The sequence below is a fragment of the Pseudoalteromonas sp. NZS37 genome (assembly GCF_015864265.1).
In the GTDB taxonomy this organism is placed as follows: Bacteria; Pseudomonadota; Gammaproteobacteria; order Enterobacterales; family Alteromonadaceae; genus Pseudoalteromonas; species Pseudoalteromonas arctica.
This window is the reverse complement of sequence record NZ_JADYXL010000004.1, coordinates 370,884-388,599: the sequence shown is the minus strand read 5'-3', so window position 1 is coordinate 388,599 and position 17,716 is coordinate 370,884. Positions and strand designations below refer to the sequence as shown.

The following is a 17,716-nucleotide window of genomic DNA, read 5'->3' as shown; positions in this document are numbered from 1 at the left end:
AGCTATATAGGACTAATAAACATGAACTTATCTTTAAAAATAGTTTTAGTAATGACGACCGCGCTTATTATGAGCGGCTGCACTGTATATCAACATGGTCCCAGTGCGTATAAACCACATAAAAAAGTAGTTAAAGTAGTTACACCTGTTTTAGTAACTGAGCACAACTCTCCAAACATTATTATCGTAAAAGCCAAGCCCACAAATCAAGCCTGCACTAAACACGATGATCATTGGCATTGTAAGGCTCGATAAAAACTCTTTGATTGAGTAAAATTAGCAATCTAAACGTTACTAATATCCGCTTGCGATCTTATTTTCAGCTACTTCCATACTTTTCTAAAATACTGAAAAAACCTGACTAGCAAAACTCGAAAGCATGGTTAATTAGCGTTCATACTTTTAATTTCCTCTATTGTGTACGGAAGGCTCTTCCTATGCGCGACTGAGTAGTAATTAGAGCATAACGGGATCAAATCTTTTATTGGGCAAACTACATTATTTTTAGTTATGTCATATCCAGTTAAAGCTCCTTTAAGTTCGCCTTTAACATAAGCATGGAGTATTTTCATTGTTTCGTAGCCACCACCTCTTTCAGGAGCAACTATTTTTAATACATTTCCTGAATCCAGCGATGGCTCTTAGACTCAACGAGAAAAGACTTTAAAACTTTAAACTCGATATCCTCCATAAGACTTCCGTGAGCTAATTAATAGCAGCAAGAGCAGGTTTACTTTAAGTGCTTTAAAACCGTTCATATTGATTGTTTATGCTAGATTTTTTTCAGAATAGAACTTAAGGAAACGATAGTAAAACTCGGCTCTCCCACTATCACAAGATACTACCAAACTTCCGTCATATAAGTATTTAAGTGCATTTTCAACCGAAGCTTCAATTAAGTCTACCAACATCACAGGATTGACAATCGTAGACATGCTGTTATTTAGGTTATTAAAATCACCATCCCATGGTATGTCTGGATACTTTATCAAATCATCTGAATTTTTATCAAATACGAAACTATGATTTGGTTGGTTAGGTCGTTCAGCTTTCGATAAACATGATGCCGTATGCAAAAATGAATTTCTTAATGCATATAATGTTTTTGTATCTCTATCATTCTCAGAAAAACCACAAAAATAATATAGAGACTTTTTTATTGAGCTTGCATTAATGTCACTATAAGTAGGGATATCACTTCTTGAATAACAAAAACCAAGCTGATCTAAAACAGTGAATGCTGAAGCAAGGGGTAGAAAATTCTGAGAATACCTATAAAATTTAGCGTGCCTGATCTCTCCTATAACTAAAGGAAGAACAGATTGTATTTGTCCATGCTTTATGTCGTTATAGTCTCGAGCATTTAGATGAACAAATGCTAGTTCATTAAAAGTAAGCTCTTTTAGAACCTTATCTTTAATTGAATTATAATAGTCGATATATTGCATGTTACTCCATTAACCCTAATAATTTAGTAGCACATAATTCACGTGTATTTCCATTCGCGCTACACTCGCATCCTTTCTATTTATAGTTTTAGCAAATTACTTAACACATTACTATCACTAAGTTTTTTATATTCTCAGCGTTAAATTAAATATTTTTGAATGTAAAAAACCTAAGTATTAAGAAAGTCTATTAACTAAAATCAACCACCACTTCATAACGCCCAGGCATGTCGTGTACTTCGTATACCCAACCGTGTCGTTTTATTATTTTTTCGCTTAACTCCACCCCTAAACCGTAGCCAATATTGGCGGGCTTATTTGTGTTATTAGCAGTGTGTGGCGTATCCGTTTGTACGCTGCTATTTACTTATAGAGATCTCGCTGTGCAATATGCCATTACCTTGATAGCTTGGCTGACTACTACACGCAGCAAGCGTGCAACTAAGTGCAAATAAAAAACCGGTTGAGTGCTTTTTAAAATAAACCATTTAACTATGCCTAATTCGTACTATTACACATAGCTTATTAGGTCGAGGGTTAAGGAGGGGTTAAATGATTAAATCTAAATATTGGGTTGCTAATTTAACAGTAAAAAGTAATCACTTTAGATTTTTTACATCGTTATAAATTTTGTAGCTGCTCTATCAACCATTTATGGATTGGGCTGTTATTGGTACGCGGATGCCATGCGGCTATTACTTTAAAGGTAGGAGGCAGAGCTTCTATTTTTAGCTGTTTAACTTTGCTATTTGGTAATAATCTTGATGGGTAAAACGCTAGCATATCGGTTGTATGTAAAATGTCGGGCACCGCTGAAAAGCTCGGTACCGACATTACAATATTACGTTTTAGCCCCTGGCTTTCAAACCACTGATCGTGCGATCCGCGCAAATTAGCGCGCGATGGCGATACCACTAGCTGTGGATGCTTTGCAAATTGCGCCAAGCTCAAAGGTTCAGTGTAAGTAGTATTACCTATACCGGTAATACACAAATGCTGCTCTTCAAACAAAGTGATATAAGAAAGGTTGTCGGGTATAAATTCTGGAAAGCTTATCAGCAAATCAAGCTCGCCTGCTGTTATAAGTTGATTAACGTTGTCAGACGCAAAGTCGCGCACAATCAGCTTTAAACCTGGCGCTTCGCGGCGGGTAATATTAAATAATTGCGGCAATAAAGCCTGCGTGGCGTAGTCGGTTGCGCTTATGGTAAACACACCTTTATAAGTTTGCGGACTAAACAGCTCGGGCTCTAGTAACGATTCTAATTGCTTTAAAATATGATTAACAGGCGCCTTGAGTCCTTGCGCTTTAGGAGTAGCAACCATGCTATTACCTTGGCGAATAAACAAGCGATCGTCAAATAAGTCTCGTAGTTTTCGTAGTTGCTCACTAATAGCTTGTTGCGTTAACCCCATTTTTTTGGCTACTTGCGAAAGATTTTGCAGTTCTAATAAGCTACTGAGTACTCTTAACTGTTTTATATCGAGCCGACTAATACCATTCATAATTGTATGCTGCACAAAAAAGTGTTGTTTCAAATTGTATCCTTAAATCTCTATGCTGCCAATGTTGCTTAACCACTATTTAAGCCTTTGTTTGCTTTATAAGAGAATTTAAAATGAAATCAGAATTAGTTAATACCGCCCCTTTATTCTCATCAATTGAGCTTGGCCCTTTTACACTTAAAAACCGTATTGTGATGCCACCTCTTACTCGCTCTCGCAGCACTCAGCCTGGCAATATTCCTAATGAATTAATGGCTGAGTATTATGCGCAGCGGGCATCGGCTGGCTTTATGGTTACCGAAGGCACACAAATAGAACCTCGAGGTCAAGGCTACGCTTGGACCCCAGGTATTCACTCACAAGCACAAATTGAAGGCTGGAAAAAAGTAACACATGCAGTACATGCTAAAGGCGGTGTTATTTTTGCTCAGCTTTGGCATGTAGGGCGCGTATCGCACGCCACACTACAACCAAATTCAGGTAAACCGGTTGGCCCTTCAGATATTATTGCTGACAATGTAAAAGTATTTATTGAAACCGCACCTGGTGAAGGCGCATTGGCTGACCCAAGTGAGCCTCGTGCACTAACAACAACTGAAGTTGGCGAACTGGTAAACATGTATGCGCAAGCTGCACGTAATGCTCTAGAAGCAGGCTTTGATGGCGTAGAGCTTCATTGTGCTAACGGGTATTTAGTTAATCAGTTTATTTCTGAACATACTAATAACCGTGACGATCAATACGGTGGAACGCTTAGTAATCGCCTGCGCTTTTTAAAAGAGATAGTTGAAGCGGTAAGTGACGTTGTAGGCTCTGATCGTTTAGGTGTTCGCTTTGCTCCTTTATTTGAAAGTACAGATGAAACACGAGTGTATCTAGGACTTGTTGAATCAAACCCTCATCATACTTATGTACAAGCCGTTAAAGTGCTTGAGCAAGCTGGCATTGCTTACTTATCAATAGCGGAAGCTGATTGGGAAAATGCTCCTGATTTACCACAAGAATTTTATAAAGCAGTACGAGCTGAATTTTCAGGTCGCATTATTTATGCTGGTAAATACACAGTAGCAAAAGCGGTGCGTATTTTAGGTGAAGGTTACGGTGACTTATTTGCATTTGGTCGCCCATTTATAGCTAACCCTGATTTACCAGAGCGTATAGCGAATAATTGGACGTTTAACGAAGCCGATGCAGCCACTATGTATGGCGGCACCGAAGTAGGTTATAGCGATTACCCGTTTTATCAAAAGTAGCTAACCTAAACTCTAAACGATATATGGAATTGGTATAGAACCGATACGGTTTTATACCTGGTACCTTAATTAAGCTACCTGTTTTGAGCTAAGAAAACAATGTTGATAACACAGCTAAAATTTTGTTATTAGTTGTTCTCGACAATTGCTCTTTCATTGCCCTACCCTCTGCATTTATGCAGCCATATATCAGTCATTTTTTAATAGAGTTAACGTTAGATTTAATCCCTCAAATTGATTAAGTATTACTGCGGATTGGTATTAGCGTCAAGAATAGTAAAGATAAGTAAAGATAAGTAAAAGGGTGTAAAGCCTCCCTACAGTTGCCCCTATATGCAGTTGGCATTCAGTTTCAAACGTCAATACTAGCCATGTTAACCACAAACGAGGCAATATTATGAAACTTACATTTATACTACCTGCACTATTAGTTATTGGCACTTTATCTAGTTCTGCATTTGCAGCACCACATGATAGATATACAAAGCAAGAATATAAAAAGGTTCAGCTAAAACGAGAACTGAAAAAAACTAACCAGACTAAGGTAATCAAGTATGTTCCAGTTAAAGTTGTTAAAAGAAACGTTAATAACACAGCATTTGTTAAAGTTAATGTCATAACGTATCACCCAAACCTTAAATTTATTAAAAGATAGATGCGTACTTTAAAATATAAAGTCATGTTTGCGGCAATAAACAACGTGCCGCAAACTTAGCTTTTTACACCACTTAAATTCTATTATTGGTATTACCCCATCTTAAAATGCACAGAAATAACGTTTTCTAAGCACAACAAAAAAGTCCAAATACATAATTTAATAGCAATATTATTAAAATATCTCTCGTAATAAATATACTTACAAAAAACATAATTACCCTTAAAAATCGTCAAAAACTAGATATTATGTCAAGAACCGTCAGTAAAATGTAAAAAGCTGTAAGCATAGCTCCGTTTGCTGCTGTATGTCAGTTAACATTCAGTTTGAACCGCTAGTATTGAACCCAGTTATGTAAAAACATAAACGAGGCAATACTATGAAACTTACTTTTTTACTACCTGCACTGCTCGCCATTGGCGCAGTATCAGGCTCTGCGCTTGGAGCACAAAACGAGCGAGAGAATGATAAAAGCTTTAAACGTGACCACGACAAACGTGTTGAATATAAACGCGATGAACGCCGCCATGAAAAAAAGCAGCGTATTGAGCATAAAAAAGAAAAACGAGAAGACCGTAAGCAAGAAAAACGTAAACTTGCTAAGTACAAGCAGGAAAAGCGTGAACAATACCGCTACAACCAGCGCAAATATAACTACTTAACAAACCATAATAATTCAGTCGCTTACAGACAAAATCGATTTATAAACCATTTACCACGCAATAGCGCATCAATCAGATTTAATGGTATTTCGTTTACGTTTAACGACGGCCTTTACTACCGTAAAGCTAAAAGAGGCTACCACGTAGTTACGCCACCTAGAGGCCTGCGTATAAATACGCTACCAAGAAATTACAGGCATTTTAAGCATCACAATACCACCTACTACACATATCAAAACGTGTATTACGTCGCAAAGAATGACGGTTATACAGTGGTTGATGAGCCACCAACCCGTCTTAATCAGGCAATAAAAGTGGGGAATGTGAATGATTATAGCTTGGGCCAAACTTACGATTCATTGCCTCAGGCAGCACAGGCCGTAATAATTAACTCGCAGCAGTATTTTAAATACGGCGATATTTATTTTTTACCGCAAATAAGTGGTGACGACATAAAATACCTTGCTATCAAGCTAGGTTAAATCCGCTATAAATTAAAAGACCTTGCTACCAATAGCAGGGTCTTTTTCATTTCCCCTGTAGGTAATAACTTAAAGCAATAAAATCAATTCCCTCTCTAAACATTAACATGTCTTAGTATTTGTAAGCTTTTTTGCTAAACTAGCTCGCATATTAATAGTGAGAGTGTATTTATGTCGGGTGAGTTTCCACGTGCTGGTTTTTGGCGCCGTTTTGCGTCGTTAGTTTACGATACGTTAGCCATTATTGCGTTTGCGATGTTAACTGTAGTGCTGTATTTATTTGCCGTTCAAGGGCTTATTTCTCTCGATGTAATTAGTTTAAATGGCGCAGAGGATGTATCTGCCTTTATTCAAAATTCAAATCTTCTTTCGGGTATTCGTACCGCTCTTTTAATTATTGTTACCTTAGTATTTTTTGGCTACTTTTGGACTAAAAGCGGGCAAACAATTGGCATGCGTGCATGGCGTTTAAAAGTACAAACTCTTGAAGGTAATTTAATTAGCTGGCCGCAATCGATTATCCGCAGCGTTAGCGCTTTACTCGGTTTAGGTAATTTGGTGGTGTTAGTCGATTTTAAAAACAAAAAAGCACTGCAAGATTACATCTCTAAAACAGAAGTTATTGCACTTACTAAAGAAGAAAACAGACGTATTTATAGTGAGCTTGATTAATAGCAACTTTTCAAATCGTGAGTTAAGCAGTAGTTAAAAAGCAAAAAGGGTGACCACTGGTCACCCTTTTCCATGCTTTGAATAGGTACTCTATACCCGTTTATTCATCAAATATGTCGCAAAGCCTATAAATATAATACTGGGTAATACCGCCCCTATAATGGCAGGTATTTGGTAAACCATAACGACAGGGCCAAATATTTCATTAGTTAAATGAAACACGATCCCCGTTACAACGCCCATAATAATACGCGCACCCATTGTTACTGTACGCAACGGGCCAAATATAAACGAGAGCGCCACCAGCAGCATTACCGCAACAGATACTGGCTGCATCAACTTACGCCATAGAGCAAGCTCGTAGGTACTTGTGTCTTGTTCGTTTTGCTCTAAGTAACTTAAATACGACCAAAGCCCAGTAAATGAAAGTGACTCCGGTTTTACCGAAACAACCCCTAACTTTTCAGCTGTGAGTTGCGAAGGATAAAACTCTTCTGGTAATTGCTCTGTTGTGGTTTTTTCGCTAGTAATAATAACCTTATTTACGTCACGAAGTAGCCAGCCTTCTTTTCGGCTTAGTGCATCTCTTGCTTTAGTAATTTGGGTAAGCTCTAACGATTTATCAAAGTGGTACATGTGTACCCCGTTGAGCCTGCCGTTTTCATCAACATCTTCAATATTAATAAAATTATTGCCGTCTTTAGCCCATACACCTTTTTGTGTATTAAACACATCGCCGCCATGTATTGCTTGGTTACGCATTTCTTTAGCGTGTAATTGCGCTTCAGGTGCACCCCATTCGCCAAGAGCCATCATGCATACAGCCATAAATATGGCTGTTTTCATCACAGAGCCAATTATTTGTAAGCGCGACATACCGGCGGCTTGCATCACTACCAGCTCACTGTTTGAGGCAAGCGCCCCTAAACCCGTTAAGCCACCAATTAGCGCAGCCATCGGAAAAAACACCACTAAATCGCCAGGTATTGTGTAAAGCGTGTAAAGCATTGCGGTCATTAAGTCGTAACTGCCGCGCCCTACCGACTTCAACTGGTCGATAAATTTAATTAAGGTGCTAATACCAACAAGTACCAACAATGCAAAGCCGGTAGTTTGTAAAATACTGCGGCCTAAATACCAATCAAGCGTTTTCATCATGAGCCTAACTCCCGCTTAGTTACTACGGCTTTAAGCCAAGCGCCCAGCGGTCGCCCTTTTATAATTAATAACCCACCTATAAACAAGGCACTTAGATGAATCCACCACAAGCCGATTGAAGGCGGGATTTTGCCATCTTCAACTGCAAATTTAGCGGCATTTAGTAAAATAAAATAGCCTAAGTACAAGCTAATAGCAGGCACTAGTTTTGCAAATTTACCTTGGCGAGGATTAACCACACTTAGCGGCACTGCCAGTAAGGTAAGTAGCGGGATTGATAACGGAATAGCGAGTCGCCATTGCCATTGAGCAATAGATTCAGGAGTGTTTATAGCCAATAATTGGTTAGTTGGCACAGCCTCTAATTTACGGCGTTGATGCTCTATTTCTTGTTCTCGTATTTGTACGCTGTAACCATCAAATTCTGTTAAATTAAGTGCAGGCGTTGTGCCGTCTGTTTCGTAACGTTTACCGTCTGTTAGTACTAGCTGTTGCTCACCATTTACGGCTTCAACCACAACACCTTGCTGTGCATATACTAAGCGCGCTAGATTGCCTTTTTCGCTATCAGGTAACTGTGCAACAAATACCTTATTGAGCTCTTTGCCGCCTTTTTCAATATTATGAATAAACACCACGGCTTTTTCGTTACCGGTTTCTTGGAACCGCCCAGCTCTGAGTGCAGATAACCCTGCATCGGCTTTGGCTTGTTCTTTTAATTGATACTCTTGCTCGCTTGCCCACGGCGCTATATACATAGTCAATGCAGCGGCTAATATGGCAAGCCCAACGCTTGATATAAGCGTTACGCGCACAACATACCATTCACTTACGCCACAGGCTTTAAGGACGGTCATTTCGCTATCTGCATATATACGGCTGTAAGCCAAAATAATGCCTAAAAATATACTCAGCGGAAGTATTAGCGAGGCCAGTTGTGGAAGCTTTAGTGCAATCATCGATAGCACTAATTTAGCAGGAATGCTGCCCTCAGAGGCATCACCTAAAATACCAACTAACTTTTGTGACAAAAAGATTGTCATTAAAGTTAAAAATACGGCGACCTGCGATTTTAAAACCTCAGCGGTCAAATAACGGAAAATTAGCAATGCTCGCCCCTGTTAAACATGGAATTTCACTACGATAGTGAGAATTGAATAGTTAAATAGCTATTTTACCCAATTAATACCGGCAAATAGGCTATTATTATAAGCCATCAAATTTAATTATCCTACCTAAGTGCACGATATAATGTTGCATTAGTAGCCCTTAAGCATATAAAGTTCAATTACACAGTAAGAGTCTAACAAAATCAGCTAAAATTAAAATTATCCGCACATAAGTTACGTAGATAAGACTAGAAAATACTTTTTTAGCCCCAACTTACTAACTTAAATGACTCAAAATCAGGAGTGACAATGGAATTTAACGTAAAAAGTGGTAGCCCAGAAAAACAGCGCAGCGCATGTATTGTGGTTGGCGTTTACGAGCCACGTAGGTTATCCCCCATTGGTGAACAACTCGATAAAATTAGTGATGGCTATATCTCTAATTTACTTCGCCGTGGCGACTTAGAAGGTAAGCCAGGCCAAGTTTTATTATTGCATCATGTACCCAATGTATTAAGCGAGCGCATATTGCTTGTTGGTTGTGGCAAAGAGCGCGAGCTTGATGATAAGCAATATAAACAAATTATTTCTAAAACTATTAATACCTTAAACGAAACAGGCTCTATGGAAGCAGTCTGCTTTTTAACAGAACAACACGTTAAAGGTCGCGACACTTACTGGAAAGTTCGTCAAGCAGTAGAAACAACGCAAGATTGCTTATATACGTTTAACCAATTAAAAAGTAAAAAAGTAGACCCTCGTCGTCCACTTCGTAAAATGGTGTTTAACGTACCAACACGACGCGAACTAACGATTGGCGAAAGTGCCATTGAGCATGGTTTAGCCATTGCTGCAGGTAGTAAGCTGTGTAAAGACGTGGCTAATATGCCACCAAATATTTGTAATCCAGTGTACTTAGGCGAGCAAGCACAAGAGTTGGCGACTAATTTTGACAACATCACTGTTGATATTATTGGCGAAAAGCAAATGGCAGAACTAGGTATGAATTCTTACCTAGCTGTTGGCCGAGGTAGTGATAACGAATCGATTATGTCGATTATTAACTACAAAGGCGCCGCTGACGACCAAGCCCCTATTGTACTTGTTGGTAAAGGCTTAACGTTTGACTCAGGCGGTATTTCATTAAAACCAGGCGAAGGCATGGACGAAATGAAATACGACATGGGCGGCGCTGCAGGTGTTATTGGCGCAATGCGTGCACTTGCACAAATGCAATTGCCAATTAACGTTATTGGTGTTTTAGCTGGCTGTGAAAACATGCCTGGCTCAAACGCGTATCGCCCGGGTGATATTTTAACAACAATGTCGGGGCAAACAGTTGAAGTGTTAAACACCGACGCTGAAGGTCGTTTAGTATTGTGCGACGCACTAACGTACGTTGAACGTTTTAACCCGGATACGGTTATTGACGTAGCAACACTTACTGGCGCTTGTATTGTAGCCCTTGGCGCGCATGCGACTGGTTTACTATCAAACCATAACCCACTTGCACACGATTTATTAAAAGCGTCTGAGCAAAGTGGCGACCGTGCATGGCAGTTACCGTTATGGGATGACTATCAGGATCAACTAGAGAGCCCATTTGCTGACTTTACAAACTTAGGTGGACGCTCTGCCGGTACTATTACTGCGGCATGTTTCTTGTCTAAATTTACTAAAAAGTATCATTGGGCGCATTTAGATGTTGCCGGTACAGCGTGGCGCAGTGGCGCTAAAAAAGGCGCAACGGGTCGTCCTGTACCAATGCTTACTCAGTATTTATTAAATAGAGCTGGCGTAAGTGAAGCCGCTCAAGATTAAACACACTGTTTAGCTACTTATAAGGCGCCATTTGGCGCCTTATTTATTTGTGTATTAATTGAAGCAAACCCCGTTATATGGCAAAATCTGCCTCTTAATTTATGTATATCAATTTGGTATACATTCAATGTCATGGGAAACCCCGATACAATGAACATGAACGCTAAATTTTTCGTTCTAAAGCAACAAGATGAGTCTAAAGCGAAGGCTGACGATCATTTTGCTTTGGCTGCTCAAATTGCGGCCGATCAGTATCGAAATGGGCAGCGTGTGTTTATTTGTGTTAACGATAACGAAGCAGCCTGTGCCATTGATGAAATAATTTGGGCATTCGATCCAGATAGTTTTGTGCCACATAATTTACAAGGTGAAGGCCCTAAAGGCGGCGCACCTGTAGAAATTGGTATTACGCCACCTGTTGGCAATCGTAAAGTTTTAATTAACTTGGCTACTCAGTTACCGGATTACATTCGTCGGTTTAACCAAGTTTTTGATTTTGTACCCGTAGAAGCAGCGGCTAAACAAGCAGCCCGCGAGCGTTTTAAAAAGCTACGCCAACTCGGTGCCAATCTCACCACGCAAGATATTAATAGCTAGCCAATCAGGCAAACTAACCAACTAATTTAAGTACTTATTTAAGGTTCTGTGTAATGGATAAAACCTACAATCCGCAAGATATTGAACAGTCTCTATATCAAGACTGGGAACAAAAAGGCTACTTTAAGCCATCTGGCAAAGGCGTACCATATTCAATTATGATCCCGCCGCCAAATGTCACTGGTAGCTTACACATGGGCCACGCCTTCCAAGATACAATAATGGATACCTTGACGCGTTTTAAACGTATGCAAGGTAACAACACATTATGGCAAGTAGGTACTGACCACGCAGGTATTGCAACGCAAATGTTGGTTGAGCGTAAACTGCATGCTGAAGAAGGTAAAACACGCCACGATTTAGGCCGCGAAGATTTTATTAATAAAATCTGGGAATGGAAAAAAGAATCAGGCGGCACTATTACCAAGCAACTTCGTCGCCTTGGCGCATCGGTTGATTGGGATCGTGAACGTTTTACAATGGATGATGGCCTATCTGAAGCCGTTAAAGAAGTGTTTGTACGCCTTCATAAAGAAAACCTAATTTACCGTGGTAAACGCCTAGTAAACTGGGATCCTAAGTTACATACGGCTATTTCTGATCTTGAAGTTGAAAACAAAGACAAAAAAGGCCACATGTGGAACTTACGTTACCCACTAGCTGATGGCGTTACAACACAAGACGGAAAAGACTACATTGTAGTAGCAACAACGCGTCCAGAAACTATGCTTGGCGACTCAGGTGTTGCAGTAAATCCAGATGACGAACGCTACATAGATTTAATCGGTAAAGATATTTTATTACCCATCGTTAATCGTCGTATTAAAATTGTTGCTGACGAACATGCCGATAAAGATAAAGGCACGGGCTGTGTAAAAATAACCCCAGCGCACGACTTTAACGATAACGAAGTGGGTAAACGTCATCAAATGCCGATGATCAACATTTTCGATAAAGACGCCGCTATTTTAACCCAAGGTGAAACATACACCTTTGACGGTAAAGAAATTGAGTTTGATGCGCCAATTCCTGAGCGCCTACATGGACTTGATCGCTTTGCTGCGCGTAAAGCGATTGTGGCAGAATTTGAAGAACTAGGCCTACTTGAAAAAATTGAAGACCATGGTTTAACGGTTCCTTACGGCGATCGCTCTGGTGTTGTAATTGAGCCACTACTTACCGACCAATGGTATGTACGTGTTGCACCACTTGCTGAGCCTGCAAAAGACGCTGTTAAAAACGGCGATATTCAATTTGTACCTAAGCAATACGAAAACATGTACTTCTCGTGGATGAACGACGTACAAGATTGGTGTATTTCACGCCAGCTTTGGTGGGGTCACCGTATCCCAGCTTGGTACGACAATGAAGGTAACGTATTCGTTGGTCGCGACGAAGCTGAAGTTCGCCGTGAAAACAACATTGCAGATAACGTAACGCTAAGCCAAGACGAAGACGTACTTGATACGTGGTTCTCATCAGCGCTTTGGACGTTCTCTACACAAGGTTGGCCAGAAAATACCGATGATTTAAAAACCTTCCACCCGTCTGACGTGCTGGTAACTGGTTTTGATATTATTTTCTTCTGGGTTGCGCGCATGATTATGATGACGCTGCACTTTGTAAAAGACGAAAATGGCAAACCACAAGTTCCGTTTAAAACCGTATATGTAACTGGCTTAATACGTGACGACAATGGCGATAAAATGTCTAAGTCAAAAGGTAACGTACTTGACCCACTAGACATGATTGACGGCATTGAACTTGAAGACCTAGTACAAAAGCGTACTGGTAACATGATGCAGCCAAAACTTGCCGCTAAAATCGAAAAAGATACGCGTAAAGTATTTGCAGGCGGTATTGAAGCACACGGCACCGACGCCCTTCGCTTTACCCTTGCTGCAATGGCATCTACCGGTCGTGATATTAACTGGGATATGAACCGCCTTGAAGGTTACCGTAACTTCTGTAACAAATTATGGAACGCGAGCCGTTACGTATTAATGAATACAGAAGAGCAAGACTGTGGTTTTGCAAACGGTGCTCAAACGGAGCTTTCATTGGCTGACCGCTGGATTTTAGGTCAATATGAAGCAACCGTTAAAACCTACACAGAGCATTTAGATAACTACCGTTTTGACTTAGCTGCTAACACGCTTTACGAATTCACTTGGAACCAGTTTTGTGATTGGTACTTAGAGCTAACTAAGCCGGTATTATTTAAAGGTAATGAAGCGCAGCAACGTGGTACACGTAATACACTTATTACCGTACTTGAAAGCTTACTGCGTTTAATGCACCCAATGATGCCGTACATCACTGAAACGATTTGGCAGCGTGTTGCACCACTTGCAGGCCTTGAAACAGCGGGTACCAGCATTATGGTTCAGCCGTTCCCTGTATATAATGAAGCAAGCGTTGATGCTAAAGCGATGGATGACTTGGAGTGGGTTAAACAATTCATTTTAGCTATTCGTAATATTCGTGGTGAAATGGATATTAGTCCAAGTAAACCACTTAGCGTATTACTTGCTAATGCATCGAGCGACGACGTGCGACGCATTGAAGAAAACAAATCATTTTTAGCATCACTTGCAAAAATTGAAGAGTTTACAATGCTTGAAAACAAAGACGACGCACCAGCATGTGCAACGTCTTATGTTGGCAACCTTGAGATCATGATCCCAATGGCGGGCTTAATTGATGTAGAAGCCGAGCTTTCGCGTATTAATAAGCAACTCGAAAAAGCAGAAAAAGGCCTAGCACAAGTGCAAAACAAACTCGCTAACGAAAAGTTTGTAAACAACGCACCTGAAGCTGTACTTGCTAAAGAAAATGCAAAACTGGCTGAATTTAGCGATGCTAAAACTAAGCTACTTGAGCAAAAAACTAAAATAGAAAGCTTATAAGCTTTCATAAAATGCCTATTAACACTATTTAATAGGCATTAAAAAAGCCGCTCACTTTAATTAAAGTGAGCGGCTTTTTTGTGCCCTGTGATTAACCACAAGACACTTCTACATTAAAACTTGTAGTTGTACTGAGCGCCAAGTAATACCGCGTGGCCTTTAGATTCGAAGCCCCACTGGCTGCCCGAGTCATCAGCTTCTGTGAACGTTTGTGTTTTACCACGGATGATACTTACACCAAGATCAACGTTAGAGTTTTGATCAATTGTGTAGTTACCGCCAAACGAGAACCAAAAGCGATCTGTATCTGGAATAGAGATAGAAAGGTGTGTTTGCGATACTGGAGACTCATCAAATGCAACACCGGCACGAAGTAGTAAATCTTCGTTGTATTGGTAATCAGCACCTACAGAGTATCTGAAAGAGTCATCAAACTGCTCTTGCTTTTCAAACGCAACAAACTTATCACCTGTTGGTAGCGTTACTTGTGCTTCTAGTGATTCAAAGCTGCTCCAACCTGTCCATAATACACTGTAATGTAAGCCTAACTTGTCATCTAGCTGATGTGAGCCAGAAAACTCAGCAATAGCTGGTAGTGTTAGATCAACTGCACCTGGAAGCTTAGCACCACCAGTACCGCCTACTGGTAACTCGTTTGAGAAGTCACCATCAAATGTGATGTCTGTTTCGCTGCGATAGTTAAAACCAAAACGGCTGTTATCATCTAGCTGGTACATTAAACCAACGTTTAAACCAAAACCAGTATCATCACCTTGAAGGTTTACAGCATCAGCACCAAAATCAATACCGCTTGCATTAGCACCCACTTTACGAATAACAGTTGCATCAGCATAAATAGCGTTTAAACCAATACCAAAGCTGAATTGCTCAGTTACTTTATAAGCAACGCTTGCATTAAGGTTAACAGTAAAAATTTCTGTTTCGCCAGCAATTTGGCCAGCAACGTATTCGTCGTTAAACTCTGTAGATAAACCAAAGTTAGAAAATGCACCAAAACCAATCGATACTTTATCGTTGTAAGGCATAGTAAAGTAAATAGCAGGTACTACAGCACTTGGTGCAATGCTGTCGTCATCTAATGCACTTGGGTTAATACCGTTATTAGTACTTTCGCCTTCAATACTTACATCTGGAATTACGCCAATAGCAGCAACACTTAGTTGCTTGTCTTTAAATAAAGTCATTAGTGCTGGGTTACGTGCAACTACAGACGCATCGTCTGCGATAGAAGCTTCACCAGCGTATGCACGGCCTAAACCCGATGCATTTTGCTCTGATAATTGAAACGCAGCTGCAAAGCTATCAGCTGAAACAAATGCAAGCGAAGCTGCAATAATAGTTTTAGAAAATTTCATTGTTGAGTCCTTAACCAAACTGACCGTCTGGGTACTATGTGTGTTGTTATTAGGATTTAAAACTTGGCTACACTACCTTAATTTTTTGTAAAAAACTCTATGAAAGTGTCAAAAAACAGCAAAAAACCCGCTTTTTAACCACATTTTAACGACAAATTAACGGTAATTTAAAACTCATCGGACTAGAAGTGTGCTATTAGAGCAAACACTCTAACTGTAATTAATTATCATTTAGATTGACTTGAGTTTAGCGGCCACTTACACTCATTATAAAATCGCAAAGGAAGTGAAACTGTGATCATTTTATTTATTATTACAGGGCTAATATTTTGTGGGGCGAGTGTGTTTTGCTTTTACAAAGCAAACTACTGCGCCTGTACTCAAGCAGGACAATGCGATAATCCCGTAAACCATTATTGGCTAGGGGCAATGTTAAATGCGTTGATCTCTTTAGCCCTGTGTTGTTTTGCATTGCACGTAGAGCTAGGCACTTTGCTATGGTTAACACTGATGGGAAGTTGCTTTTTGGGTGCATTTATTTCAGCAAAACAAACTAAAAAAAGGCAATGCAGTAAGGCTAATTCAACAAATGCTCTTTTAGCAGGCGAGACAAATTAATCTGATAATCTAAGGGCTTAACGCTTGATAGTATTTTAAGCTCTTGGGTGTGCTCACTTAAATCAATGTCTTTTGGTGTAACATGATGATTGTGCTTAGCGTTATAAAATAGCTTAATTTTAGGCTTAATAGGATTAAGTACATTTCCCTCAAGCACTAGCGCTAAACGCTCATTCGTTAATTTTACAATAGTCCCTACCGGATGAACCCCTAAACACTTTATAAACCGCTGCACTAACTCACCATCAAACAAGTGTTTATTGGCTAATAAATAACGTAATGCATTAATAGGTTCATCACCATCTTGATGCATTCTATCGGCAGTCATTGCATCGTACACATCTACAATTGCCATTATACGCGCCGGGCGACTTAACTTTTCAGCCTGCAGGCCTCGCGGATAACCAGAGCCATCTAAGCGCTCATGATGATTCACTATCATATCAAGCATAAGGGGTGTTATACCCTTCTCACCTTTAACTAAACCCAAACCTTGCGCTACATGCTTTTTAATCGCTAAGAGCTCATTATTAGTAACCTTAGTTGGCTTTGAAAATATACCCTGCGGTAATTTAGCTTGGCCTAAATCATGAAGTAACGCGCCCATGGCAAGCTCTTGCACAACAGTCATTTTGTACCCTAAGTATTTAGCAAATACAGCGGTAAAAATGGCGCAGTTGATCATATGCCGCCAGTTATAGCTGTGTTTATCTTTTATACGAGTAAGAATAGTCATGGCGTTGGCGTTACGAAAAACTGAGCTGACTATTTCGCTGGCTATTTCATCAAGCACTTTTATATTAACACTCAGGCCAGATGTTAAGTCACCGTATAACGACTGTAGCTTTCGGCCATGCTGATCGTAATTGACACTCGCTTTAGCAAATTCTTGTTCAATTGAGATTGCTATAGGTGTTTTTTCGGCTTTTTGCTGGCTATTAGATGTTTTAGGTTTGCTTTGAGGCTTATATTTGGCAGGAACTGGGGCATCACCTTTAGCAAAATCTATAAGCAGCTCAAGCACCCCTTCAGAGACTAAACGCTTAATAATAGATCTATCGCGTACTAAGCCACTGGTCTTAATTTTTATGCTATTGATCCCTTCATGTTGCTTAGTAACGCTATCAACATACATACCAGGAGTAAGCTCAGACACGGGCAAAGTAATTAGCATAAAGGCGGGATTTTTCTATTAAGGAATATGTACCTTAAATAGCATTAATTAAGCCTAAAAGTCTAGTTTTTGAGTTGTAAGTAGTTATATATAACTAAAACCATTATTTACAGCCCTATTAGAGCTGCACTGTAATTCTGATTATTTTACTTTTTAATAATTAAACGCTTTCATCTCAACTACACTAAATTGCTTATCACTAAAAAGCAGGTGATTTAGCTATAAAATTTATCTAATCATTATAAAAAAGCGAACTTTATTAACCTTTCTTGAACA

The 17,716-nt window shown here is 39.7% G+C and carries 16 protein-coding genes; 9 read left to right on the top strand and 7 right to left on the bottom strand.

The window, feature by feature from the left end; translation table 11 throughout:
• Positions 1-21 precede the first annotated feature (21 nt).
• The gene (locus tag I6F47_RS10100) at positions 22-255 is read left to right on the top strand and encodes a hypothetical protein (protein ID WP_197183773.1); all 234 of its coding nucleotides are present in this window, start codon (positions 22-24) and stop codon (positions 253-255) included.
• Positions 256-767: 512 nt separating this feature from the next.
• Here I6F47_RS10100 and I6F47_RS10095 read toward each other — a convergent pair.
• The 3 genes from I6F47_RS10095 to I6F47_RS10085 all read right to left on the bottom strand — a co-directional run bounded on the left by I6F47_RS10095 (position 768) and on the right by I6F47_RS10085 (position 2,987).
• Complete coding sequence (locus I6F47_RS10095) at positions 768-1,448, bottom strand: hypothetical protein (RefSeq protein ID WP_197180957.1); 681 nt, start codon at positions 1,446-1,448, stop codon at positions 768-770.
• 359 nt (positions 1,449-1,807) lie between these two features.
• Complete coding sequence (locus tag I6F47_RS20680) at positions 1,808-1,936, bottom strand: hypothetical protein (RefSeq protein WP_269435551.1); 129 nt, start codon at positions 1,934-1,936, stop codon at positions 1,808-1,810.
• A gap of 133 nt (positions 1,937-2,069) precedes the next feature.
• Positions 2,070-2,987, bottom strand: a complete 918-nt coding sequence (locus tag I6F47_RS10085; RefSeq protein ID WP_197183772.1) for a LysR family transcriptional regulator — start codon at positions 2,985-2,987, stop codon at positions 2,070-2,072.
• An 80-nt stretch (positions 2,988-3,067) separates the two neighbouring features.
• On the opposite strand from I6F47_RS10085, the gene I6F47_RS10080 reads away from it, so the two are divergent.
• From I6F47_RS10080 to I6F47_RS10065, 4 genes are all read left to right on the top strand, one after another.
• A complete protein-coding gene (locus I6F47_RS10080; RefSeq protein WP_197183771.1) occupies positions 3,068-4,207 on the top strand; it encodes an alkene reductase in 1,140 nt (379 codons plus the stop codon).
• Positions 4,208-4,604: 397 nt separating this feature from the next.
• Positions 4,605-4,862 (top strand): hypothetical protein, encoded by a 258-nt coding sequence (locus tag I6F47_RS10075; protein WP_197183770.1) that lies wholly within the window; start codon positions 4,605-4,607, stop codon positions 4,860-4,862.
• Positions 4,863-5,241: 379 nt separating this feature from the next.
• Positions 5,242-6,006 (top strand): DUF6515 family protein, encoded by a 765-nt coding sequence (locus I6F47_RS10070; protein WP_197183769.1) that lies wholly within the window; start codon positions 5,242-5,244, stop codon positions 6,004-6,006.
• A 171-nt stretch (positions 6,007-6,177) separates the two neighbouring features.
• Complete coding sequence (locus tag I6F47_RS10065) at positions 6,178-6,678, top strand: RDD family protein (protein ID WP_007587274.1); 501 nt, start codon at positions 6,178-6,180, stop codon at positions 6,676-6,678.
• 90 nt (positions 6,679-6,768) lie between these two features.
• Here the strand turns inward: I6F47_RS10065 and lptG are convergent, their stop codons facing one another.
• Both lptG and lptF read right to left on the bottom strand, forming a co-directional pair.
• Entirely contained in the window at positions 6,769-7,836 is a 1,068-nt protein-coding gene (lptG, locus tag I6F47_RS10060) for an LPS export ABC transporter permease LptG (protein WP_007587278.1), read from the bottom strand.
• A complete protein-coding gene (gene lptF / locus I6F47_RS10055; protein WP_007587281.1) occupies positions 7,833-8,945 on the bottom strand; it encodes an LPS export ABC transporter permease LptF in 1,113 nt (370 codons plus the stop codon). Before lptF ends, lptG begins: the two co-directional genes overlap by 4 nt.
• 309 nt (positions 8,946-9,254) lie before the next feature.
• On the opposite strand from lptF, the gene pepA reads away from it, so the two are divergent.
• The 3 genes from pepA (at position 9,255) to I6F47_RS10040 (ending at position 14,272) form a co-directional block, all read left to right on the top strand.
• Positions 9,255-10,766 carry a leucyl aminopeptidase gene (gene pepA, locus I6F47_RS10050; protein WP_007587283.1) on the top strand — a complete coding sequence of 504 codons (1,512 nt, stop codon included), beginning with the start codon at positions 9,255-9,257 and terminating at the stop codon, positions 10,764-10,766.
• 150 nt (positions 10,767-10,916) lie between these two features.
• Positions 10,917-11,363 (top strand): DNA polymerase III subunit chi, encoded by a 447-nt coding sequence (locus tag I6F47_RS10045; protein ID WP_007587285.1) that lies wholly within the window; start codon positions 10,917-10,919, stop codon positions 11,361-11,363.
• Positions 11,364-11,416: 53 nt separating this feature from the next.
• Positions 11,417-14,272, top strand: coding sequence for a valine--tRNA ligase (locus tag I6F47_RS10040; protein WP_197183768.1), 2,856 nt, complete (start codon positions 11,417-11,419; stop codon positions 14,270-14,272).
• 113 nt (positions 14,273-14,385) lie between these two features.
• Here the strand turns inward: I6F47_RS10040 and I6F47_RS10035 are convergent, their stop codons facing one another.
• Positions 14,386-15,648, bottom strand: a complete 1,263-nt coding sequence (locus I6F47_RS10035; RefSeq protein ID WP_197183767.1) for an outer membrane protein transport protein — start codon at positions 15,646-15,648, stop codon at positions 14,386-14,388.
• 294 nt (positions 15,649-15,942) lie between these two features.
• Here I6F47_RS10035 and I6F47_RS20590 point away from each other — a divergent pair, with 294 nt between their 5' ends.
• Positions 15,943-16,266, top strand: coding sequence for a hypothetical protein (locus I6F47_RS20590; RefSeq protein ID WP_024600722.1), 324 nt, complete (start codon positions 15,943-15,945; stop codon positions 16,264-16,266).
• Here the strand turns inward: I6F47_RS20590 and I6F47_RS10030 are convergent.
• The gene (locus tag I6F47_RS10030) at positions 16,226-17,440 is read right to left on the bottom strand and encodes an HD-GYP domain-containing protein (protein WP_197183766.1); all 1,215 of its coding nucleotides are present in this window, start codon (positions 17,438-17,440) and stop codon (positions 16,226-16,228) included. The genes I6F47_RS20590 and I6F47_RS10030 overlap by 41 nt on opposite strands.
• Between the last annotated feature and the right edge of the window lie 276 nt (positions 17,441-17,716).

Bases quoted from the DNA above. Each gene is read 5' to 3' on its own strand.
- I6F47_RS10100 (WP_197183773.1), top strand. From the start codon at position 22: ATGAACTTATCTTTAAAAATAGTTTTAGTAATGACGACCGCGCTTATT.
- I6F47_RS10095 (WP_197180957.1), bottom strand. From the start codon at position 1,448: ATGCAATATATCGACTATTATAATTCAATTAAAGATAAGGTTCTAAAA.
- I6F47_RS20680 (WP_269435551.1), bottom strand. From the start codon at position 1,936: ATGGTTTATTTTAAAAAGCACTCAACCGGTTTTTTATTTGCACTTAGT.
- I6F47_RS10080 (WP_197183771.1), top strand. From the start codon at position 3,068: ATGAAATCAGAATTAGTTAATACCGCCCCTTTATTCTCATCAATTGAG.
- I6F47_RS10075 (WP_197183770.1), top strand. From the start codon at position 4,605: ATGAAACTTACATTTATACTACCTGCACTATTAGTTATTGGCACTTTA.
- I6F47_RS10070 (WP_197183769.1), top strand. From the start codon at position 5,242: ATGAAACTTACTTTTTTACTACCTGCACTGCTCGCCATTGGCGCAGTA.
- I6F47_RS10065 (WP_007587274.1), top strand. From the start codon at position 6,178: ATGTCGGGTGAGTTTCCACGTGCTGGTTTTTGGCGCCGTTTTGCGTCG.
- lptG (WP_007587278.1), bottom strand. From the start codon at position 7,836: ATGATGAAAACGCTTGATTGGTATTTAGGCCGCAGTATTTTACAAACT.
- pepA (WP_007587283.1), top strand. From the start codon at position 9,255: ATGGAATTTAACGTAAAAAGTGGTAGCCCAGAAAAACAGCGCAGCGCA.
- I6F47_RS10045 (WP_007587285.1), top strand. From the start codon at position 10,917: ATGAACATGAACGCTAAATTTTTCGTTCTAAAGCAACAAGATGAGTCT.
- I6F47_RS10040 (WP_197183768.1), top strand. From the start codon at position 11,417: ATGGATAAAACCTACAATCCGCAAGATATTGAACAGTCTCTATATCAA.
- I6F47_RS10035 (WP_197183767.1), bottom strand. From the start codon at position 15,648: ATGAAATTTTCTAAAACTATTATTGCAGCTTCGCTTGCATTTGTTTCA.
- I6F47_RS10030 (WP_197183766.1), bottom strand. From the start codon at position 17,440: ATGCTAATTACTTTGCCCGTGTCTGAGCTTACTCCTGGTATGTATGTT.